This window comes from Variovorax sp. LARHSF232 (assembly GCF_052871435.1).
Window position 1 is genome coordinate 693057 of sequence record NZ_JBIXJS010000001.1, and the last position, 17135, is coordinate 710191.

The 17135-nt window shown below is 68.8% G+C and carries 16 protein-coding genes, 1 other RNA gene and 1 riboswitch; of the genes, 7 read left to right on the forward strand and 10 right to left on the reverse strand.

Going from position 1 to position 17135, the window contains the following annotated elements; genetic code table 11:
- Positions 1–16 precede the first annotated feature (16 nt).
- Complete coding sequence (locus ACIPRI_RS03365; RefSeq protein WP_446588487.1) at positions 17–970, forward strand: helix-turn-helix domain-containing protein; 954 nt, start codon at positions 17–19, stop codon at positions 968–970.
- Here the strand turns inward: ACIPRI_RS03365 and ACIPRI_RS03370 are convergent.
- From ACIPRI_RS03370 to ACIPRI_RS03410, 9 genes are all read right to left on the reverse strand, one after another.
- Positions 918–3830 (reverse strand): C1 family peptidase, encoded by a 2913-nt coding sequence (locus ACIPRI_RS03370; RefSeq protein ID WP_446588490.1) that lies wholly within the window; start codon positions 3828–3830, stop codon positions 918–920. The two genes, ACIPRI_RS03365 and ACIPRI_RS03370, sit on opposite strands and share 53 nt — an antisense overlap.
- A 77-nt stretch (positions 3831–3907) precedes the next feature.
- A complete protein-coding gene (locus ACIPRI_RS03375; protein ID WP_446588492.1) occupies positions 3908–4885 on the reverse strand; it encodes an aminotransferase class I/II-fold pyridoxal phosphate-dependent enzyme in 978 nt (325 codons plus the stop codon).
- 17 nt (positions 4886–4902) lie between these two features.
- Positions 4903–5847 carry an adenosylcobinamide-phosphate synthase CbiB gene (gene cbiB, locus ACIPRI_RS03380; RefSeq protein WP_446588494.1) on the reverse strand — a complete coding sequence of 315 codons (945 nt, stop codon included), beginning with the start codon at positions 5845–5847 and terminating at the stop codon, positions 4903–4905.
- Positions 5847–6416, reverse strand: a complete 570-nt coding sequence (cobO, locus tag ACIPRI_RS03385; RefSeq protein WP_446588496.1) for a cob(I)yrinic acid a,c-diamide adenosyltransferase — start codon at positions 6414–6416, stop codon at positions 5847–5849. Before cobO ends, cbiB begins: the two co-directional genes overlap by 1 nt.
- A gap of 23 nt (positions 6417–6439) precedes the next feature.
- On the reverse strand, positions 6440–7210 hold the full coding sequence (locus tag ACIPRI_RS03390; protein WP_446588498.1) for an ABC transporter ATP-binding protein: 771 nt from the start codon (positions 7208–7210) through the stop codon (positions 6440–6442).
- Positions 7207–8184 carry a FecCD family ABC transporter permease gene (locus tag ACIPRI_RS03395; RefSeq protein WP_446588500.1) on the reverse strand — a complete coding sequence of 326 codons (978 nt, stop codon included), beginning with the start codon at positions 8182–8184 and terminating at the stop codon, positions 7207–7209. Before ACIPRI_RS03395 ends, ACIPRI_RS03390 begins: the two co-directional genes overlap by 4 nt.
- Positions 8181–9041: an ABC transporter substrate-binding protein gene (locus ACIPRI_RS03400; protein WP_446588503.1), complete on the reverse strand. Its 861-nt coding sequence runs from the start codon at positions 9039–9041 to the stop codon at positions 8181–8183. Before ACIPRI_RS03400 ends, ACIPRI_RS03395 begins: the two co-directional genes overlap by 4 nt.
- A complete protein-coding gene (locus ACIPRI_RS03405; protein WP_446620370.1) occupies positions 9038–9613 on the reverse strand; it encodes a bifunctional adenosylcobinamide kinase/adenosylcobinamide-phosphate guanylyltransferase in 576 nt (191 codons plus the stop codon). The genes ACIPRI_RS03400 and ACIPRI_RS03405 overlap by 4 nt, the downstream gene beginning before the upstream one ends.
- Positions 9613–11481, reverse strand: coding sequence for a TonB-dependent receptor domain-containing protein (locus ACIPRI_RS03410; protein WP_446588505.1), 1869 nt, complete (start codon positions 11479–11481; stop codon positions 9613–9615). The genes ACIPRI_RS03405 and ACIPRI_RS03410 overlap by 1 nt, the downstream gene beginning before the upstream one ends.
- Positions 11482–11544: 63 nt before the next feature.
- A riboswitch (cobalamin riboswitch) is annotated at positions 11545–11801 on the reverse strand.
- 99 nt (positions 11802–11900) lie between these two features.
- Between ACIPRI_RS03410 and ACIPRI_RS03415 the strand changes: the two genes are divergently transcribed.
- The 6 genes from ACIPRI_RS03415 to ACIPRI_RS03440 all read left to right on the forward strand — a co-directional run bounded on the left by ACIPRI_RS03415 (position 11901) and on the right by ACIPRI_RS03440 (position 15478).
- On the forward strand, positions 11901–13142 hold the full coding sequence (locus tag ACIPRI_RS03415) for an MFS transporter (RefSeq protein ID WP_446588507.1): 1242 nt from the start codon (positions 11901–11903) through the stop codon (positions 13140–13142).
- A gap of 30 nt (positions 13143–13172) precedes the next feature.
- Positions 13173–13412 (forward strand): DUF904 domain-containing protein, encoded by a 240-nt coding sequence (locus ACIPRI_RS03420; RefSeq protein WP_446588509.1) that lies wholly within the window; start codon positions 13173–13175, stop codon positions 13410–13412.
- Positions 13409–13744 (forward strand): cell division protein ZapA, encoded by a 336-nt coding sequence (locus tag ACIPRI_RS03425; protein WP_446588511.1) that lies wholly within the window; start codon positions 13409–13411, stop codon positions 13742–13744. The genes ACIPRI_RS03420 and ACIPRI_RS03425 overlap by 4 nt, the downstream gene beginning before the upstream one ends.
- A 42-nt stretch (positions 13745–13786) precedes the next feature.
- Positions 13787–13968: non-coding RNA, 6S RNA (ssrS, locus tag ACIPRI_RS03430), on the forward strand.
- A gap of 201 nt (positions 13969–14169) precedes the next feature.
- The gene (locus ACIPRI_RS03435; protein WP_446588513.1) at positions 14170–14988 is read left to right on the forward strand and encodes a sulfite exporter TauE/SafE family protein; all 819 of its coding nucleotides are present in this window, start codon (positions 14170–14172) and stop codon (positions 14986–14988) included.
- Positions 14989–15052: 64 nt separating this feature from the next.
- Positions 15053–15478, forward strand: coding sequence for a universal stress protein (locus ACIPRI_RS03440; protein ID WP_446588515.1), 426 nt, complete (start codon positions 15053–15055; stop codon positions 15476–15478).
- A 124-nt stretch (positions 15479–15602) separates the two neighbouring features.
- Here the strand turns inward: ACIPRI_RS03440 and ACIPRI_RS03445 are convergent, their stop codons facing one another.
- Positions 15603–17135, reverse strand: coding sequence for a malonate--CoA ligase (locus tag ACIPRI_RS03445; protein WP_446588517.1), 1533 nt, complete (start codon positions 17133–17135; stop codon positions 15603–15605).

Here is a 17135-nt window from a genome sequence, read left to right on the forward strand (position 1 = left end):
GCCTTAGCATCGCGCCATGCCGCCCCGCCCCTCCAACCTGCGCCTGTACGGCATGCAGGAACGCGCCGACCACCTGGACTTCGACATCCGCTTCGAGGGCGCGCGCGACGTGCTGGCGCGCCCGCACCGGCACGAGTACTTTCAGATTCAGGTGAGTATCGAAGGCGGTTCGCAGCAGCTCATCGGCGGCTCCATGCGCCCCTTTTCCGAAGGGCACCTGAGCTTCGTGCTGCCTTATCGCGTGCACGTGGTGCCGCATCCGCCGGGGGCGCGCTACGCCATCGTCAACTTCGACCAGGGCTTCCTCTGGCCGGACTTGGACGTCGCGCCACTGGACCTGGAAGACGTGCCGATCCGCCGCTTGCCCGAACTGGCGCCCTTCCTGTTCCAGGAACATCTGGACTTTCATTTCGCGCCGGATGATTTCGGCCGCATCCTGGGCTGGCTCGATGAGTTGGCTACCCTGAACCAGACCCGGCGCCTGGGCACGACGAGCGCGATTCGCGGCGTGCTGCTCCAGCTGCTGGGCCTGGCCTGCCACCGGCACGAGGAAAAGCTCCTGGCACAGGCCGGCCGCCATCGCGGCCAGCTGTCGCGGCACGATGCGCTGCAGCGCGTGATGGCCTACGTGCGCGAACACCTGCACCAGGAGATGTCGCTCAACGAGGCGGCGGCCGCGGCGATGCTGTCGCCCAACTACCTGGCGCACTTGCTGAAGAAGCAGACCGAGCGCACCTTCACCGAGCTGGTGACCGAGCGCCGGTTGGAGCGCGCCAAGGAACTGCTGCTCACCTCCAGCGCGCGCATCGGCGACATCGCGCAGCAATGCGGCTTTGGCGACGCGGTCTATTTCAGCCGCCGCTTTCGCCTGCAGGTCGGCAGCACGCCCCGCCAGTTCCGGGCCGCGGGCGGCAGCCTCAGAAGCCCCGCAGGTCCGTCACCGGCAAAGGCAGCGCCGGCTGCCCGGTGATCGCGGCCAGGGTCCGGCCGACCTGCTCGACGTCGTTGTCGAAATTGCCGTGATTGGCGCTGATGTGTTGATCGGGCAGCGCTATCGGCACCTTGTCAGGCTCGATGATGCGGGTGCGCGCGCCCAGGCCCGAGGCGGCGGCGGCAGTGCGCCAGTTGCCCAGCGCCTCGCCGGTGGCCGATGACCCGTCCCAGGCCTTGTAGGCCGCGTCCAGCACATTCGCCATGCCCAAAAGCGGCGTGCGCACGTCAGGCTCCAGCGCGTTGGAGACGAAGTACAGCAGCGACTTGCGGTAGATGGCCGCCACGTTGTCGTCGCGCTCGTTCTTGTCCGACAGGATCGACAGGTGCAGCCGCTGCATGAGCTCCCGGTGCGGCGCGTAGTGGCGGTTGGCGAACTGCACCGTGCAGGCTGGCGCATACAGATGGATCGAGGCCACCCGCGCATCGAGCTTGCGCGCCGCCAGCACGCCCAGCAGATGGCCCAGGATGATGGAGCCGGCCGAATGGCCCATCAGGTGGATCTCCAGCTGATCGCCCCAGGTCTGCGCCAGGTTCGAAAGCGCGGTCACCAGCAGGTCGCCGCCGCGCGTGGGGTTGCAGGCGAACTCGGCGTTCTCCTTCATTTCGCTCCACAGCGGACGCGCCAACGGCCGGCCAATGGTCTTTTCCACCAGCATGTCGGAGGCCTCGATCAGGCTGTCACGCAAGCCGCCGGCGCGCGCCGGCTGGCGGCCGAACGCCTCGGTCACGATGTTGCAGATCGACTCCATGAGGCCCGTCTTCCACACCAGGAACAGCGGGTAGCAGCCATTGCCGACGAAGTAGCGCCCCATCGCGCGGGCCCGGTCGATGGCCGAGCTTTCCTTGTTGAGCCCGCCATGCGCGTAGATCACCAGGCGCTTCTTGCCGTCCGGCGACTTCGGGCTGGCCGGGTCGCGGAACCACTGGTCCGGCAGGCCGCAGGCCTGGAACAGCAAGGTGCGGCTGAGCTCGTCCTGCGTCAGGTAGCGGCAGACGCGGCCGTCGTTGCCGAACACCACGCTGTGCTCGTAGGCGCGGGCCTCGTCCCAGACGCTGGCCGGCGCCGCGCCCGCCCGCGCGCGGGCCACGCCTGCGCCGCTGGCCAGCCGGCCCAGCACCACGCCGCGCACCCCCAGCGAGGCGACCCAGGCGTCCATCCCGTTGGCGAACCAGTCCTCGTAGCGCAGCAGCGCAAAACCGCCGGCGCCCCAGCGCTCGCCCCAGGAGTTCTGCACCACGAAGCCGCGCGTGTTGAAGCCCACCAAGGCGAAGGCATGGCCGCCGATCTGCGAAGGCTGGCCGTCGAACTCGATCACCGGCAGGCTGTCGTGCGTGATCTTCCTGCTCTTCACCCAGGGCACGTTCTGCCAGCCTTCGTGCGTGTTGGCCGACACGTACACCGCGCCCACCTCGTAGATGGCGGCCTGCATGTCGGTGATCGACTTGGTGTCGATGCGGTAGTACACGCCCAGGGTCAGGTCGCTGGCGCGCTGCGCATAGCCGTAGCGCGGGCGCGCGATGCCGCTGGCCTCGTAGGGCCAGTCGCCTTCCAGGCAGACGCCATGGTGGAACCAGCCTTTCAGCGCGCCGCGGCAGCTCGAGCCGTCGTAGTCCTCGCCGGCGTACTCGTCATAGCGGCGCGCGAAGTTGTAGAGCATGCGCGGGCTCACCGAATCCAGCTTCACCGGATGCCTGGCCTTGCGCCAGCGCGCGTAGTTGATGACACAGGCCAGGCCGAAGCCGGTGCAGGCGCCCTCCTGGCCCTGGTCGAGGATCAGCCTGGCCTGCGTGTAGATGTGCAGGAAGGCGCCGACTTCCTCGCGCGACGGGTACTCGTCCGGCAGGGTCAAAGGCGGCGGCTGGTAGGGTCGGTCGCGCAGGTCGACCGGGTCCTTGCGCGCATCGAGGGCGCGTGCCGGCTTCACCGGCAGCGCCACCACGGCGGCCACCGCGGCGGCTTTCTTGGCGCCCGCGCGCCGGCGGCCGGTGGCGGCCAGGCCGGGCGCGAGCGGACTGGTGGCCGGGGCCGGCGACGGCGCCGCCACCAGGGGCCAGATGGCGCCCGCGATGTCGAACACGCTCTTGAAGCGATCCAGCCCGTGCGAGCCGCCGTTCACCAGTTTGCGCGCCGCCGCAGTGTTGCCGGCGGCCAGCGCCTTGCGCATCGCGCCCGCATGGTCGGCCAGGTAGCCGGCCAGCAGCAGCGACGCCACCTCGGGCGCGTTGGCCCAGTCGGGGTTGTTCAGCAAGTCGACGCCGATGCGCTCTGAATAGGTCTTGTAGTTGGCCTTGCCGGTGAGCTGCACGAAGCCGCGGCCGCGATAGCGCGCGCCGTCGCCCGGCGCGTTGTTGCCCAGCCTGCCGTCATAGGCGCTGAAGGGCGGCAGCCCGGGCTTGGTATTGAACTGCGAGGGGTATTCCGAGATCGGCAGGAAGCCTTCGCTCTCGGCGCGGATGGTGCCCAGCGCGCCCAGGATCATGGGCCGGTCGGTCAGCTCCAGCGCCGACAGCGCCGCGCAAACGTAGGGCAGGTAGCGCGCGATGTTGGAAGGTTTGGTGGCCGGAAACAGACGCCGCACCGACGCCAGATCCAGCGACAAGGCCAGGGGCCGCGGCTGCGCCAGGCCCAGCAGCACCTGGCAGTAGGGGCCGACGATGCCGTCGGCCAGGATGCCCACGCCGGCCTGCCAGCGCCGCGCTGCGGCTTCGGTGTCGGCGTCGAACACCGCACCCGCCGCCAAGCCCGGAAAGGCCGGCGCATCCGCGCCCAGTTCCGCCGAGAGCCGCGCCTTCAGTGCCTTGACCGCCGCACCCTCGTTGCCCTTGACCAACAGCATGTTCGTCTCCTGTGGCGCCCCCAAGCAGGCGTGGCACCTTAAGCCGCGGCACTCGTTGCGGCAACACGGCAAACGGACTAGGGCCTATGCACGAGGACGGCCTCGTGCAGCGCGTCCTGCGATGCCGGCGGCATCACGTTGAGCCGCACATGGCCGGCCAGGCCCAGCGAAGTGGTATCGCGCAGCTTGATGCCGCGCGTCGTGCGCAGGTGCGCCAACAGAGAAGGCAGATTGCGCACGGTGACAGGCTCGGCGCAGAAGAAGCTGGCATCGCCAGGCAGGCAGCGCCAACCCAGCGATTCGCACACGGCCAGTTGGCGCAGCTTCCACGCGCGCAGCACCGGCAGGCAGCTCGCCAGCCATTGCTGGACTTCGGGCTCGGTCCAACTTTGCAGCAGCGCGACACCATGGGCGCCGATGGGCCAGGACGGCATCAGTGCCTCCAGGGTCCGGGCCAGCGCCTCGTCGTGCGCCGGCGGTGCCAGGGCGTAAGCGGCGCGCACGCCCGTCAGGCCCAGCGCCTTGTTGGGCGTCCACAGCTGCCAGTAGCCGTCGCACGCCGCGGCCTCGCCGCCCAGGCGCAGCGGTGCATAGGCGGCGTCGAGCACGCCCACGGCGCCCGGCGCAAGCTGCGGCGCTGGCGCCGATTGCCCGGTGGGGCTGGCGGGATCGCCATGCCAGACCAGCTGCGCATCGGCCGCCGCCGCCGCTCGCCTCAAGCCCAGGGCCTGCGCCGCCCGCGCGTAGTCGGCATAACCGGGCAGCGGCACATGAACGCCCTGCCCGCCCTGGCGCGCAACGGCGGCCGTCATGCGCACGATGAATTCACTGGCGCTGGCCGCCAGGTGAACCTGCGCCGGACGCACGCCATGGAAGGCCGCGAGGCGCTCGCGCAGTGCGCCATAGGCCGGGTCGGGATAGTGCGCGGCATCGGTCCGTGCCAGCGCGGCCAATGCCTGTGGACAGGGACCGCAGGCATTGGCGTTGGTGGAGAAATCGTGCAGCGGCGTGCCCTGCGCATCGGGCCCGCCGTGCGCGGCATGCGGCGCTGTCATTGCAACTCCGGCCCCGGTCACTGGAGCAGCAACGCGGCCGTGACCAGCGCGCCGGCCAGCGCCACCACGCGCGAGCCCAGCCACAAGGCACGCCCGATGTCGTAGGGCTGCGCCTCCCGGCCCTCGCGATGCAGCACATAGAAATCGGGCTTGCCCAGCCGCACATCCAGCAGCAGTGCCATGGCGCCCATCGGCCAGCCGCTGTTGGGAGAAGGGGTGCGCCGCGCTTCCTTGCAGAGGCCCCGCGGCCAGCGCAGGGCCGCCAGCGCCAGCAGCGCGGCGGTGATGCGCGCCGGAATCCACGACAGCACATCGTCGGCCCGCGCCGCGAATTTGCCAGCCCATTCCCAGACCCGGCCGCCGCGCACGCCGCGGTAGCCCCACATGGCATCGGCCGTGTTGGCAAAGCGGTAGAGCGCGGCGCCCGGCAGGCCGGCGACGGCAAACCAGAACAGCGGCGCCACCAGCGAATCGTTGAGGTTCTCGGCCAGCGATTCGATGGCGCTTTCGCGCACGAGGCTTTCATCCAGGCGCGTCACGTCGCGGCTGACCAGATGCCCCAGCCGGTCGCGGCCGGCCTCCAGCGACTGGGCCAGGGCCTGCTCCACGGCCAGCACTTCGCGCCGCAGCATGCGCCAGGACAGCAGCGGCTTGAGGGCCACGCCCATCAGTGCTGCCGCCGCCCACATCGGCAGCGCCTCTGCCGCCCATTGCACGAGCAGCGCCAGCCCCGCCACCGTGCCGGCGCCCAGGCACCACGCCAGCACACCGGCAAAGAAGCGCTTGAAATCGGCGCCCAGCGGCGTCTCGTCATGCGGCGCGATGTGCCGCCCCATCCAGCCCAGGTAGTGGCCCATCCACACGACAGGATGCCAACGCGCCGGCGGCTCGCCGAAGAGGCGGTCGAGCAGCAGCGCCAGCCACAGCGCGGCGATGCCGACCAGGGCCGGGTCGGAGCGCATCAATCTTCGATGCCGCGTTGCGCCGGGATGCCGGCCTGGAAGGCGTGCTTGACCATCTGCATCTCGGTGACGGTGTCGGCCAGCGCGACCAGCTCCGGCGGCGCGCGGCGGCCGGTCAGCACCACGTGCACTTCGCGGGGACGATCGCGCAGCACACGCAGCACGTCCTCGAGCGGCAGCCAGCCGTAGATCAGCGGATAGGTGATCTCATCCAGCACCACCAGAAAATGCTCGCCCGATGCGATGGCGGCAGCCGCCCGCGCCCAGCCGTCGCGCGCCAGTTGCGCCGACCGCTCCAGGTCCTGGCTCTTCCAGCTGAAGCCGTCACCCAGCCCTTCGATCGGGATGCCGATCTGCTCGAACATGCGGTGCTCGCCGAAGCGGGCACTCGGCACCTTCATGAACTGAAAGATCTTCACCGCCTTGCCGCGTCCATGGGCGCGTAGCGCCAGGCCGAAGGCCGCCGTGCTCTTGCCCTTGCCGTCGCCGGTATTGATGATCAAAAGGCCCCGGCGCTCGCCTTCCGGCTTTTCGTACGGCTTCTCGGTGGGGGGCGTTTCAATCTGCATGGTCGGTTTCCGTAATTCTCGTTTCAATGCGGCAGCACGACCCACTGGCCGGCCACCTGGTGCAAGGCGATGCGATGCTCGAACACGGCGCGCAGCGCCGCGTGGCTCGACGGGTCAGTGCTTGGCCCCTGGTGCACCACACGGCCGCGCTCGAGCACCAGCAGTTCATCGGCCTGCAGTGCCATGCCAAGCTCATGCAGCACGCTCACCACCGTGCGACCGGCCGCGACCAGCGCACGCACGGTCAGCAGCCAATCGGCCTGGTGCGGCGCATCGAGATTGGCCAGGGGTTCGTCCATCAGCAGCACTTGCGCTTCCACCGCCAGCGCGCGCGCCAGCAGCACGCGCTGGCGCTCACCGCCGGACAGTTGCCCGAGCGGCCGTTCGCGCCAGTCCCAGCACTGGGTCTGGCGCATCGCGCGCTCCACCGCCGCCCGGTCCTCGGCGCTCGGCGCGCCCAGCCAGGGCTGGTGCGGCAGGCGCCCCAGCATCGCCACGTCGTGGGCCAGCAGGTCGTCGGCGCCCGGCTCGCTCTGGCCCAGCCAGGCCATCGCGCGCGCACGTGCCTTGCCGGGCCATTGCTGAATATCGCGCCCGTTCAGCTGCACTTGGCCGTGTGCGGGCAGCAGGTGCGCCAGTGCTTTGAGCAGCGTGGTCTTGCCCGCTCCGTTGGGGCCGACGACAGCCGTCCAGCGTCCGCTTGGCAGGGCCAGCGCGGGAACGTCGACGATCAGGCGCCCGCCCAGCCTCACCTGCAGGTCCTGTGCGGACAGCGCGGGCCGTTCGGCGCTCACAGCCGCCTCCTGTGCATCAGCCACAAGAGGTAGCCGCCGCCCAGCACGGCCGTCACCACACCCACCGGCAGTTCCTGCGGCGCCAGCAGCCAGCGCGCCACCACGTCGGCGGCGAGCAGCAACGCGCCTCCCATCAGCGACGCCAGCAGCACCAGCCAGCCATGCGTCGGCTTGATCAAGGCACGCACCAGGTGCGGCGCCACCAGGCCAACGAAGGCCACCAGTCCGACCTGCGCCACGGCCGCGCCGGTGGCAAGCGCCAGCGCCGCGATCAGCGCCATTCGCACCCAGGGCAGCGCCAGGCCCAGGCTGCGTGCGCTGGCCTCGCCCAGCGTGAGCGCGTCGAGCGCGCGCGCGAAACCGATCGAAGGCAGCAGGCACAACGCCAGCGCCGCGCCCATGAGACCGACGCTCTCCCACCCGAGGAAGCCGGTGGTGCCGAGCATGAAGGCCTGCATGGCACGCATGATGTCGGGCACCCACAGCACGACCAGCGACCCGGCGGCCCCGAGCACCATGCCGACCACCACGCCGGCCAGCAACAGACGCAGCGTCTGCTGCACGCCGCGCGCCAGCCCCAGGGTGATCAGCACCGCCAGCACCGCGCCGAGGAAGGCGGCGCCCGTCAGGCCCAGGCGCGCGGCCCATCCGCCGGCTGCCGGCGAGGCACCCAGCGCCACCAGCAACAGCGAGACACCGAAGTGGGCACCCGAGGAGCTGCCCAACAGGTAGGGGTCGGCCAGCGGATTGCGGAACAACCCCTGCGCCAGCGCGCCGCCAAGGCCCAGCAGGGCACCGGCCAGCCAGGCGCCGAGCGTGCGCGGCAAGCGGATGTCGCGCACGATCTGCAGCGCTGCCGCATCGCTGGCAACCAGGCGCAGGCTCTCGAAACCGGTGCTGCCGATGCACAGGCCGAGCGTAGCCAGCACGATGCCGACGGCCAGCAGCCCGAGCGCAAGGCCCGCCTTGGTCATTTGAACCGGTCCTTGAGGCAGTTGGCCATGATCTGCGCCGCTTCGACCATGCGCGGCCCTGGCCGCACCAGCACATCTCCTTCGGCGGCGCTGAAGACGCAGACGCGGTTCGTCCGCACCGCCTCGATTGCCTGCCAGCCCGGACGGCCGGACAACGCCGAGGCATTGCGGTCGCCCACCATGATGAGCTGCGGGTCCGCGCGCACCACGAATTCAGGGTTGAGCTTGGGAAAGGGACCGAGCGCCGCGGGCACGATGTTCTTCGCCCCGAGCCGCAGCAGCGTCTCGCCGATGAAGGAGGCCTCGCCGGCAGCATAGGGCCCGTTGTTGACCTCGAAGTACACGCGCTTGCCGCGCGCGCCGGCCGGCAGCGCGGCGGCAACGTGATCCACACCGGTGTCGAGCTGCCGCCAAAGCGCCTGTGCCTGTGCCTCGCGGCCAAGCGCCTGGCCGAGCTTGCCAAGCACGCGCTCCACATCCTTCATCGACTTGGGCTCCAGCGCCATGACCCGCAGGCCCAGGCCCTCCAGCCGCGGCGTCACGCGCGCCGACTTGGCCAGCAGCACCAGATCCGGCTTGAGTGCGACGATGGCCTCGACGTTGGCATCCTCCAGCCCGCCCAGATGCGGCAGCGACTGCACCGAGGCCGGCCAGTTGGAGAAGGTGTCGACCCCGACCAGGCGGTCGCAGGCCTGCAGCGCGCACACCGTCTCCGTGAGCGAGGGCAGCAGCGAGACGATGCGCTGCGGCGGCTGCGGCAGGCTGATCTCGACTCCGCGGTCATCGCTCAGGCTGGCCGCGAAGGCGGTGCCGACCCATCCGAGCAGCGCCGCAAGGCACAGGCCGCGCCAACTCACCGGGGAGCCCCCTTCAGGGCGAGCGGCAGCCCGGCCGCCATCAGAGTAACGCGCTCGCAGGCGGCCGCCACGCGCTGGTTGAGCAGGCCCAGCGCGTCGACGAAGGCACGCACCTCGCGGCCCAGCGGGATCACCCCCAGCCCGATCTCGTTGCCGATCAGCACCACCGGGCCACGCGCGTCGGCGAGCGCAGCCAGCAGTGCGTCGGTCTGCGCGCTCGCATCGAAGGAAGAAGTGGCCTGGGTTTGCTGCATGGCGGGCATCAGTACGTTGGTGAGCCAGAGTGTGAGGCAGTCGACGACCAACAGCGTCTGCGGAGAGTCGAGCGCACGCAGCGCGCCGGCGACGTCGATCGGCTCTTCCACGGTTTCGAGGCGCGGCGCTCGCGCCATCCGGTCGGCGCGGTGGCGGGCAATGCGCTCGCGCATTTCCTCGTCGTGAGCCTGGCCGGTGGCGATCAGGACTGCGCGGTGCGCCGGCGACTGGGCGAGCCAGTCGCCGGCGAGCGACTCGCCACGCCGCGACTTGCCGCTCTTCTGGCCGCCCAAGATCAGCTCGCGGCCTGCCGACATCAGCGCGGCGCCCACTTCACCGTCAGGTAGCCGGCCAGCCCGCGCTGGTTGTAGCCATAGGCGGTCTCGTAGGTCTCGTCCGTGAGATTCGCGACGCGGGCCTGCACGGCCCAGGCGGGCGTGATCTTGTACTCGGCGAACAGGTCGATCGTCGTGTAGGCATCGAGCTTCCGGTTCGCGGAATTGGCCACATCGTCATAGCGCGTGCCGACGTACAGCGCCGTGGCGCCCATCTTCCAGGACCCGACCGTGTAGTCGATACCGAGGTTCGCCTGGTTCTGCGCGCGGCGCGGCAGCAGCTTGTCCGTGATCTCGTTGCGTGGGTCGAGGTAGTCGTAGCTTGCATGCAGGCCGAGCGCATCGACAGTGCCGTCGTAGCTCAGCGTCGCGCCCTGGATGCGGGCGCGCGGGATGTTCTGCGGGAGCGTGGTGTTGGTGATGAAGCCGCGGATCTTGTTGTCGTAGCCCACCAGCTTCACGCTGTGCGCGCCCTCGGTCCACTGGACACCCAGTTCGGCGTTCTTGCCCTCTTCCGGCTGCAATGCCGGATTGCTGAAGCCCGGGAAATACAACTGGTTGAAGGACGGCGCGACGAAGCTGGTGCCGTAGGAGCCGTTGACACGCCAGTTCTGCGTGATGCGGTAGCCGTAGCCGGCGAACCAGGTGTTTTCGCCGCCGAACTGCGAGTTGTCGTCGCGCCGCAGATTGACCTGCCAGCTGTGCGCGCCGGCGTTGCCGTTCAGGCCGACGAATCCCGAGTTGATGGTGCGGCTGTCGACCGTGTAGGCGGTGCTGCTGTTCACACTCTGGTGCAGGCTCTCCAGGCCAGCCACGACGGTGCCGATCGGTGTTGCGATGTCGTTCTGCCAGGTGTACTGGTCCTGGGTCGTCTCGAAGACGCCCGGCAGGTTGAAGGGCGTGGCCACCACCGCGTTCGACTTGTCCGTGGCGCGCGAAGCGCGCAGCTGCGTCGTCCAGTTGGACATGACCTTGCCGCGCACGCCGACGTAGCCGGTCTCGGTGCGCAGCTTGCTCCAGGTGTCGCGGCCCGGGCCGTCGTCGAAGTGGTTCTCGCCGGCGGAGTACAGAACGCCGCCGTCGATCTTCCAGTCGGGGTTGATCTGGAAGCCGAGCGAGAGGTTCGCCGCGTCCTGGTAGTAGGGGTCGCGGTCGGGGTTGAAATTGCCGAACGGCACCTTCTGGTTGGTCGAAGAGAAGCCCTTGTCTCGCGTCTTCTGCACGTCGAGCGAATAGGTGAAGGCGTCGGCGGCGCCACTGAAACCGGCTGAGCCCTGGGCATAGCTGTCGCTGCCGACGGTGACCGAAGCGCGCGGTTGGAACGCCGGCTCGCCGGGCTTGGCCTTGCGCATGAACACCTGCACGACGCCACCCACGCCATCGCTGCCGTACAGCGCCGACGCCGGCCCCTTGACCACTTCGATGCGCTCGATCATGTCGACCGGGATGTTGTCCCAGATCGGTGTGCCCGCGGTGGCCGAGCCGTAGCGCACGCCGTCGATCAGGAGGATGGTGTGGCGCGCATCCGTACCCCGGATGAACACGCCGCTGTTCTTGCCCGAGCCGCCATTGGCGGTCATCTGCACGCCGGCCGTGCGCGCCAAAATCTCCGGCAGCGTGCGGTCGTTGAGCTGCTCGATCTGCTCGCGCTCGATCACCACGACGTCGGACAACAACTGGTCCGCGCGGGTCGGCGTTCGGGTGGCGGTGACCACAGTTTCGGCCAGGGCGCCGGTGGTGGATTGAGCGTGGACTGGCAGCGCGGCGGCAAGGGCCAGGGCAAGCGTGGACGCACGTGTCTGAAAGCACGCGTTGGATTCGCAGGTGGGCATGATGGTTGAAACACTCACGGAGAACTACCCGTCGCCGGCTTCCCCGCCGGCACTTGGGCATATGGCCGCCGGGCTTGAGGCTCGGCAGCCGCGTCGTTGGCCGGTATCCGGGCTGGCAGCGCAGCTCTCATCGCCTTCCCAGGCACCTGTTTCAGGGCGCCCAGTGGCTGAATGATGAAAGTGGAGAGGCGCAAGAAAAAAACTCGCGGCTTCCGGCTGTTTGACCGTTGCGGGGGCAGCGCAGGCGGGCGTCGCCGTGTGGACGGCGGGGAGCTCCTGCTTCCCGTTGAACTGCGCCGCGTGAACCACGGCGCGAGCACCAACGGGCGCGATTCTAGCGATGCGCCCACGCATGGCCTTGCCGTGGCCCCTTGCTTTCATCGTACGATTGCGCGATGCGGGCAGCTTCGGCCGCGCGAAAGGATCACGACGTGTCGATGCCCATGGCTCCTGGCGAGCTGCAGGAGCCGCGCCCGGCGCCGGCGAATTTCCAGGCCTTTCTTGCGTCGCTGTTCCTGTCCAAGATTGCCGACCAGATCCTCTTGTTCCTGGTTCCGCTGGTGGTGTTCCAGACGACGCAGGACGTGGGCTGGTCGGGCCTGGCCTTCGCGCTGGAAACCTTCCCGCGCTTCCTGTCCTTTCCCGTTTGCGGCGCGCTGTGCGACCGCGTCTCGCCGGTGCGCCTGATGCGCTGGAGCCAGCTCTGGCGCGGCGCGGTGTGCGTGGCGGGCGCACTGCTGGGCCATGCCTTCGGCGGCGTGGGTTGGCTGATCGCCGCGTCCGCCATCTGCGGCGTGCTGACGACCCAGGGCCTGATGGCGCAAGAGGTGATCCTGCCGCGCGCCTTCCACCAGCACCGCTTCGAAAAAGTGCTGGCCTATTCGCAAACCGCCGACCAGTCGGGCGCGGTGCTCGGGCCCGTGCTGGCCGCGCTGCTGCTGGCGTGGGGACCCTGGCAGGCGGTGGTGGGCGGCACGGCGGCGATCTTCCTGCTGGCCGATGCCGCCGCAAGCTACTGGCGACGGGGCTTGCGCGCTGATGACCTGGGCCCGCACGCCGGCCATCGCGGCAAGCACCTGGTCGGCGACCTGGTGGCGGCAGCGGCGCATCTGATCCGCCTGCCGGGGCTGCGCAGGCTCGTGATCCAGGCGGCCGGCGTGAATCTCGTCGTCGGTGTGACCTTGGCCAGTTCGGCGGCGCTGGTCACCGGCCTGCACGCGCAATCGACCGCCTGGTACGGCGCGCTGCAGACCGCCGGCGCCACCGCAACGGTGCTGATCCTCATGGGCATCGCCCACACGCGCATCCCGGCGCACCGGCTCGGCCTGGCCGGATTCATGCTGATTGCGCTGGGCGGCCTGCTCACCGCAGTGAGCACCGCCGCATGGGGCTACGCGCTCGGCTTCCTGCTGGTGATCGGCTTCGACAAGATGTTCAGCATCTACATGCGCAGCAGCCGCCAGCGCATCATTCCGGCGTCCGACTACGGCAAGACGACCGGCGTGATGGCCTTGCTCAACAACCTCGCACAGCCGCTGGCCGGGCTGGCAGTGGGCGCCTTCGCCGCGCCATGGGGCGTGGGCAGGGTGATCCTCGCGCTGACCGCGGCGATGCTGGCGCTCGGCGCGCTTTCCATGCTGGCCGGGCGCGCCGCCGCCGAGCGCGTGCGCGCCGGTTGACGGTGCGCATCGCCCCCTACAATCAAAACCATGTCCGCCGCCAGCCCCATCGACCAGATCGCCGAGCGAGTCGAGCGCCTTCTGGTTCGCCACGAAGAGGTGCAACGCACCAATGCGCTGTTGCAGGAACAGGTCGAGGTATTGACGCGCGAGCGCGACGCCCTCAAGTCGCGCCTGTCCGCGGCCCGGGCACGGCTGGACGCGGTGCTCGAGAAGCTGCCGCTGGACGAGCCCTCTTCCTCTTCTTCGAATGACGCGCATCAGGCATGAAGCACATTGACGTACAGATCATGGGACAGAGCTACGTGCTTGGCTGTCCCGAAGGCGGAGAGCCGCAACTGCGCGAAGCCGTGGACCGTGTGGATTCCGCCATGTGCAAGATCCGCGACGCCGGCAAGGTGAAGGCGCGCGACCGCATCGCGGTGCTGGCTGCGCTGAACCTGGCTTTCGACCTGGGGCAAGTGGAAAAGGCCAAGGCGGCCCCGGCCAACGATGCCCAAGCGCCGGCGCCGGTATCGAGCAACGAAGCCACCGATCCGCGATTGACGCAACTGGTGCAGCGCCTGGACCAGGCGCTCGCCGGCGACGGCCACCTGCTGTAGGAAATATTCGCGGGAGCGTCACACCGAGGCGCGTAAAATCGCATCTGTCTGCGGTGCGCGTTGGGCTTTATATTTCCTTGAACCAATGCTCTATGGAGCCCGGGCTTGGTAAATTGCTTGGCGGGCGTGATCATCTCGCGTCAGATGAACCCGAAGCCCTGCTGCCCTCGCCCACCTGAACCCTGCGTTCAGGATGACGGTCCAGCGGCATTCGCAGACACCTTTTTCCCTTGAAAAAAGCCTCCCTTCGCGGAGGCTTTTTGCCTCCTTGCGGGCGGCTTTTCCATGCCTTGCATCGACCTCGGGCAAACCCTCGGTTCACCCGGTAAAATACCCGGGTCGTTCACCCTGATTCACACTGATTCCGAGCAACGGCCCCGACTTCCGGGGCCGTTTCTTTTGTCCTGTCCGAAAGCCTCCAGCTGATGTCGATCGAACCGCTTCTCGTCCTCGAACTTGCCCTGCTGGGCATCGGCACGGGCTTCCTGGCGGGGCTTTTGGGCATCGGCGGCGGCATGGTGATGGTGCCATTTCTCACCATCATCCTGAGCGAGCGTGGGGTGGCTTCGGGGCTGGCGGTGAAGATGGCGATCGCCACCTCGATGGCCACCATCATCTTCACCTCCATCTCCAGCGTGCGCGCGCACCATCGGCACGGCATGGTGCGCTGGGACAGCGCACGCCGCCTGGCGCCCGGCATCGTGCTGGGCAGCCTGGCGGGCAGCATGGGCGTGTTTGCGCTGCTCAAGGGCCACTGGCTGGCGATCTTCTTTGCCCTCTTCGTCGCCTTCTCGGCCACCCAGATGTTCCTCGACAAGAAGCCGGCGCCCTCGCGCCAGATGCCCGGCAGCGCCGGCCAGCTGGCGGCGGGCGGCCTCATCGGTTTTCTCTCGGGCCTGGTGGGCGCGGGCGGCGGCTTCATCAGCGTGCCCTTCATGACCTGGTGCAACGTGGCCATCCACAACGCGGTGGCCACCAGCGCGGCCCTGGGCTTTCCGATTGCGGTGGCCAACGTGGTCGGCTACATCGCCAGCGGCAGCAGCGCCACCGGTCTGCCGCCCGGCGCCTTCGGCTACATCTGGCTGCCCGCGCTGGCCGTGATCGCGCTGTGCAGCGTGTTCACCGCGCCGCTGGGCGCGAAGGCGGCGCACGCCCTGCCGGTGAAAAGGCTCAAGCGCGTGTTCGCCAGCATTCTCTATGTCCTTGGCGCCTACATGCTTTGGAAGGGTTTGACGGGGCACTGAGTACCATCGGGATGCACGGCGCGCACGCCGCCTGCACCGCAACTTCAGACAACGAGAGGTACTCATGAAGATCATTCTTGCCGTCGACGGCAGCGCCTACACCACCAAGGCCATCGACTACGTGGCCGCCAACCGCGGCATGTTCGTGGACGGCCAGGACCTGATCCTGGTGCACGTCTGCCCGGGCATTCCTGGCCACGTGGCGCGCCACGTCAGCAAGGATGTGGTGCAGGACTACTACACCGAAGAGCAGACCAAGGTGATCGAACCGCTGAAGACGCTGCTGGCCGACCGCGGCATTGCCAACTACAAGGTCGACGCGCGCCACGGCCACGCGGCCGAGGAGATCATCGAGTCGGCCACCCACAACGGCGCCGGCCTGATCGTGATGGGCACGCATGGCCACGGCCTGTTCGGCCGTGCCTTGATGGGCTCGGTGGCGACCAAGGTGGTGGCCGAGAGCAAGGTCTCAGTCCTCTTGGTCAAATGACCGCCTCCCGGCTTTTCACTTCGCTTCGCTGCGTGTAATTCGCCACCTCCCGAGGAGGGGACCTCACCTGCGGCCCGGCGAAGCCGGTTCCGCGGTGTGGGACTGGTACTCCCAAAAGCAAATTTCAGTTCAGGAAGAGATTTTTGTACTGGTCGCGCAGCAGGGCCTTCTGCACCTTGCCCATGGTGTTGCGCGGCAGTTCTTCCAGCACGAAGCAGCGCTTGGGAATCTTGAAGTTGGCGAGCTTGGACTTGAGCTCGGCCAGGATGGCATCGGCGTCCAGCCTGGCGCCCGCCTTGAGCGTGACCAGCGCCACTCCCACTTCGCCGAAATCCGGATGCGGGGCGCCCACCAGGGCGCTTTCGGCCACGCCGGGCAGCTCGTTGATGTAGCCCTCGATCTCGGCCGGGTAGACGTTGTAGCCGCCGCTGATGATCAGGTCCTTGCTGCGTCCGACGATGCTGATGTAGCCGCGCGCATCCACCTTGCCCACGTCGCCGGTCTTGAAGAAGCCGTCGGCGGTGAACTCTTCATTCGTCTTCTCCGGCATGCGCCAGTAGCCCGCAAACACGTTGGGGCCCTTGACCTGGATGCCGCCGATCTCGCCGGCGCCCAGGTCGCGCCCCTCGTCGTCCCGCACGCGCAGCTGCACGCCGGGCAAGACAAAGCCCACGGTGCCGCCGCGCCGCTCGCCCTGGGCCGGGTCGTAGGGGTTGGAGGTGAGCATCACCGTCTCGCTCATGCCGTAGCGCTCCAGGATGGTGTGGCCGGTGCGCTCGCGCCATTCGTTGAAGGTCTCGATCAGAAGCGGCGCCGAGCCCGAGACGAAAAGGCGCATGTTGCGCACGGCCGACTTGTTCAGCGCCGGCTCGGCCAGCATGCGCACGTAGAGCGTGGGCACGCCCATGAAGACGGTGGCATCGGGCAGCCGCGCCACGGTCTTCTTAGGATCGAACCTGGAAAACCAGATCATCTTGCTGCCGTTGAGCAGCGCGCCATGCATGGCCACGAAGAGCCCGTGCACGTGGAAGATCGGCAGCGCGTGGATCAGCACGTCGCCCTTGCGCCAGCCCCAGCAGTCCTTGAGTACCCGCGCGTTGGACAGCAGGTTGCCGTGCGTCAGCATGGCGCCCTTGCTGCGGCCCGTGGTGCCGCTGGTGTAGAGGATCGCGGCGAGGTCGTCGGCGCCCCTGCTGGCTACCGCGTGCCGGTCGCTGCAGCGCGCGGCCGCTTCCAGCAGGCTGCCGCTGCGGTTGTCGTCCAGGGTGAAGACATGGCGCGTGCCGGCGGCCTGCGCAATCTTGCGCACCCACGGCTCGTTATGGCTGGAACACACCACCACCGCCGGCTCGGCGTTGCCGATGAAGTAGTCGATCTCGGCGCTCTGGTAGGCGGTGTTGAGCGGCAGGAAGACGTAGCCCGCGCGCAAGGTGGCCAGATACAGCATCATGGCTTCGACCGACTTTTCCACCTGCACCGCGACGCGTGCGCCGGGCTCCAGCTTCAGGCTGTCCAGCAGGTTGGCGATCATGGCGCTGGCGCGCTCGAGGTCGCGCCAGGAATAGTGGAGGCCGTTGTCGGTCTCGACCGCGACGGCGTCGAGGTCGGCGGGAAAGGCGGCGCGCAGGGCTGCGTACAGGTTGGCGTTGGTCTTCAT

Bases quoted from the DNA above. Each gene is read 5' to 3' on its own strand.
- ACIPRI_RS03365 (WP_446588487.1), top strand. From the start codon at position 17: ATGCCGCCCCGCCCCTCCAACCTGCGCCTGTACGGCATGCAGGAACGC.
- ACIPRI_RS03370 (WP_446588490.1), bottom strand. From the start codon at position 3,830: ATGCTGTTGGTCAAGGGCAACGAGGGTGCGGCGGTCAAGGCACTGAAG.
- ACIPRI_RS03375 (WP_446588492.1), bottom strand. From the start codon at position 4,885: ATGACAGCGCCGCATGCCGCGCACGGCGGGCCCGATGCGCAGGGCACG.
- cbiB (WP_446588494.1), bottom strand. From the start codon at position 5,847: ATGCGCTCCGACCCGGCCCTGGTCGGCATCGCCGCGCTGTGGCTGGCG.
- cobO (WP_446588496.1), bottom strand. From the start codon at position 6,416: ATGCAGATTGAAACGCCCCCCACCGAGAAGCCGTACGAAAAGCCGGAA.
- ACIPRI_RS03395 (WP_446588500.1), bottom strand. From the start codon at position 8,184: ATGACCAAGGCGGGCCTTGCGCTCGGGCTGCTGGCCGTCGGCATCGTG.
- ACIPRI_RS03405 (WP_446620370.1), bottom strand. From the start codon at position 9,613: ATGTCGGCAGGCCGCGAGCTGATCTTGGGCGGCCAGAAGAGCGGCAAG.
- ACIPRI_RS03415 (WP_446588507.1), top strand. From the start codon at position 11,901: ATGCCCATGGCTCCTGGCGAGCTGCAGGAGCCGCGCCCGGCGCCGGCG.
- ACIPRI_RS03420 (WP_446588509.1), top strand. From the start codon at position 13,173: ATGTCCGCCGCCAGCCCCATCGACCAGATCGCCGAGCGAGTCGAGCGC.
- ACIPRI_RS03425 (WP_446588511.1), top strand. From the start codon at position 13,409: ATGAAGCACATTGACGTACAGATCATGGGACAGAGCTACGTGCTTGGC.
- ACIPRI_RS03435 (WP_446588513.1), top strand. From the start codon at position 14,170: ATGTCGATCGAACCGCTTCTCGTCCTCGAACTTGCCCTGCTGGGCATC.
- ACIPRI_RS03440 (WP_446588515.1), top strand. From the start codon at position 15,053: ATGAAGATCATTCTTGCCGTCGACGGCAGCGCCTACACCACCAAGGCC.
- ACIPRI_RS03445 (WP_446588517.1), bottom strand. From the start codon at position 17,135: ATGAAGACCAACGCCAACCTGTACGCAGCCCTGCGCGCCGCCTTTCCC.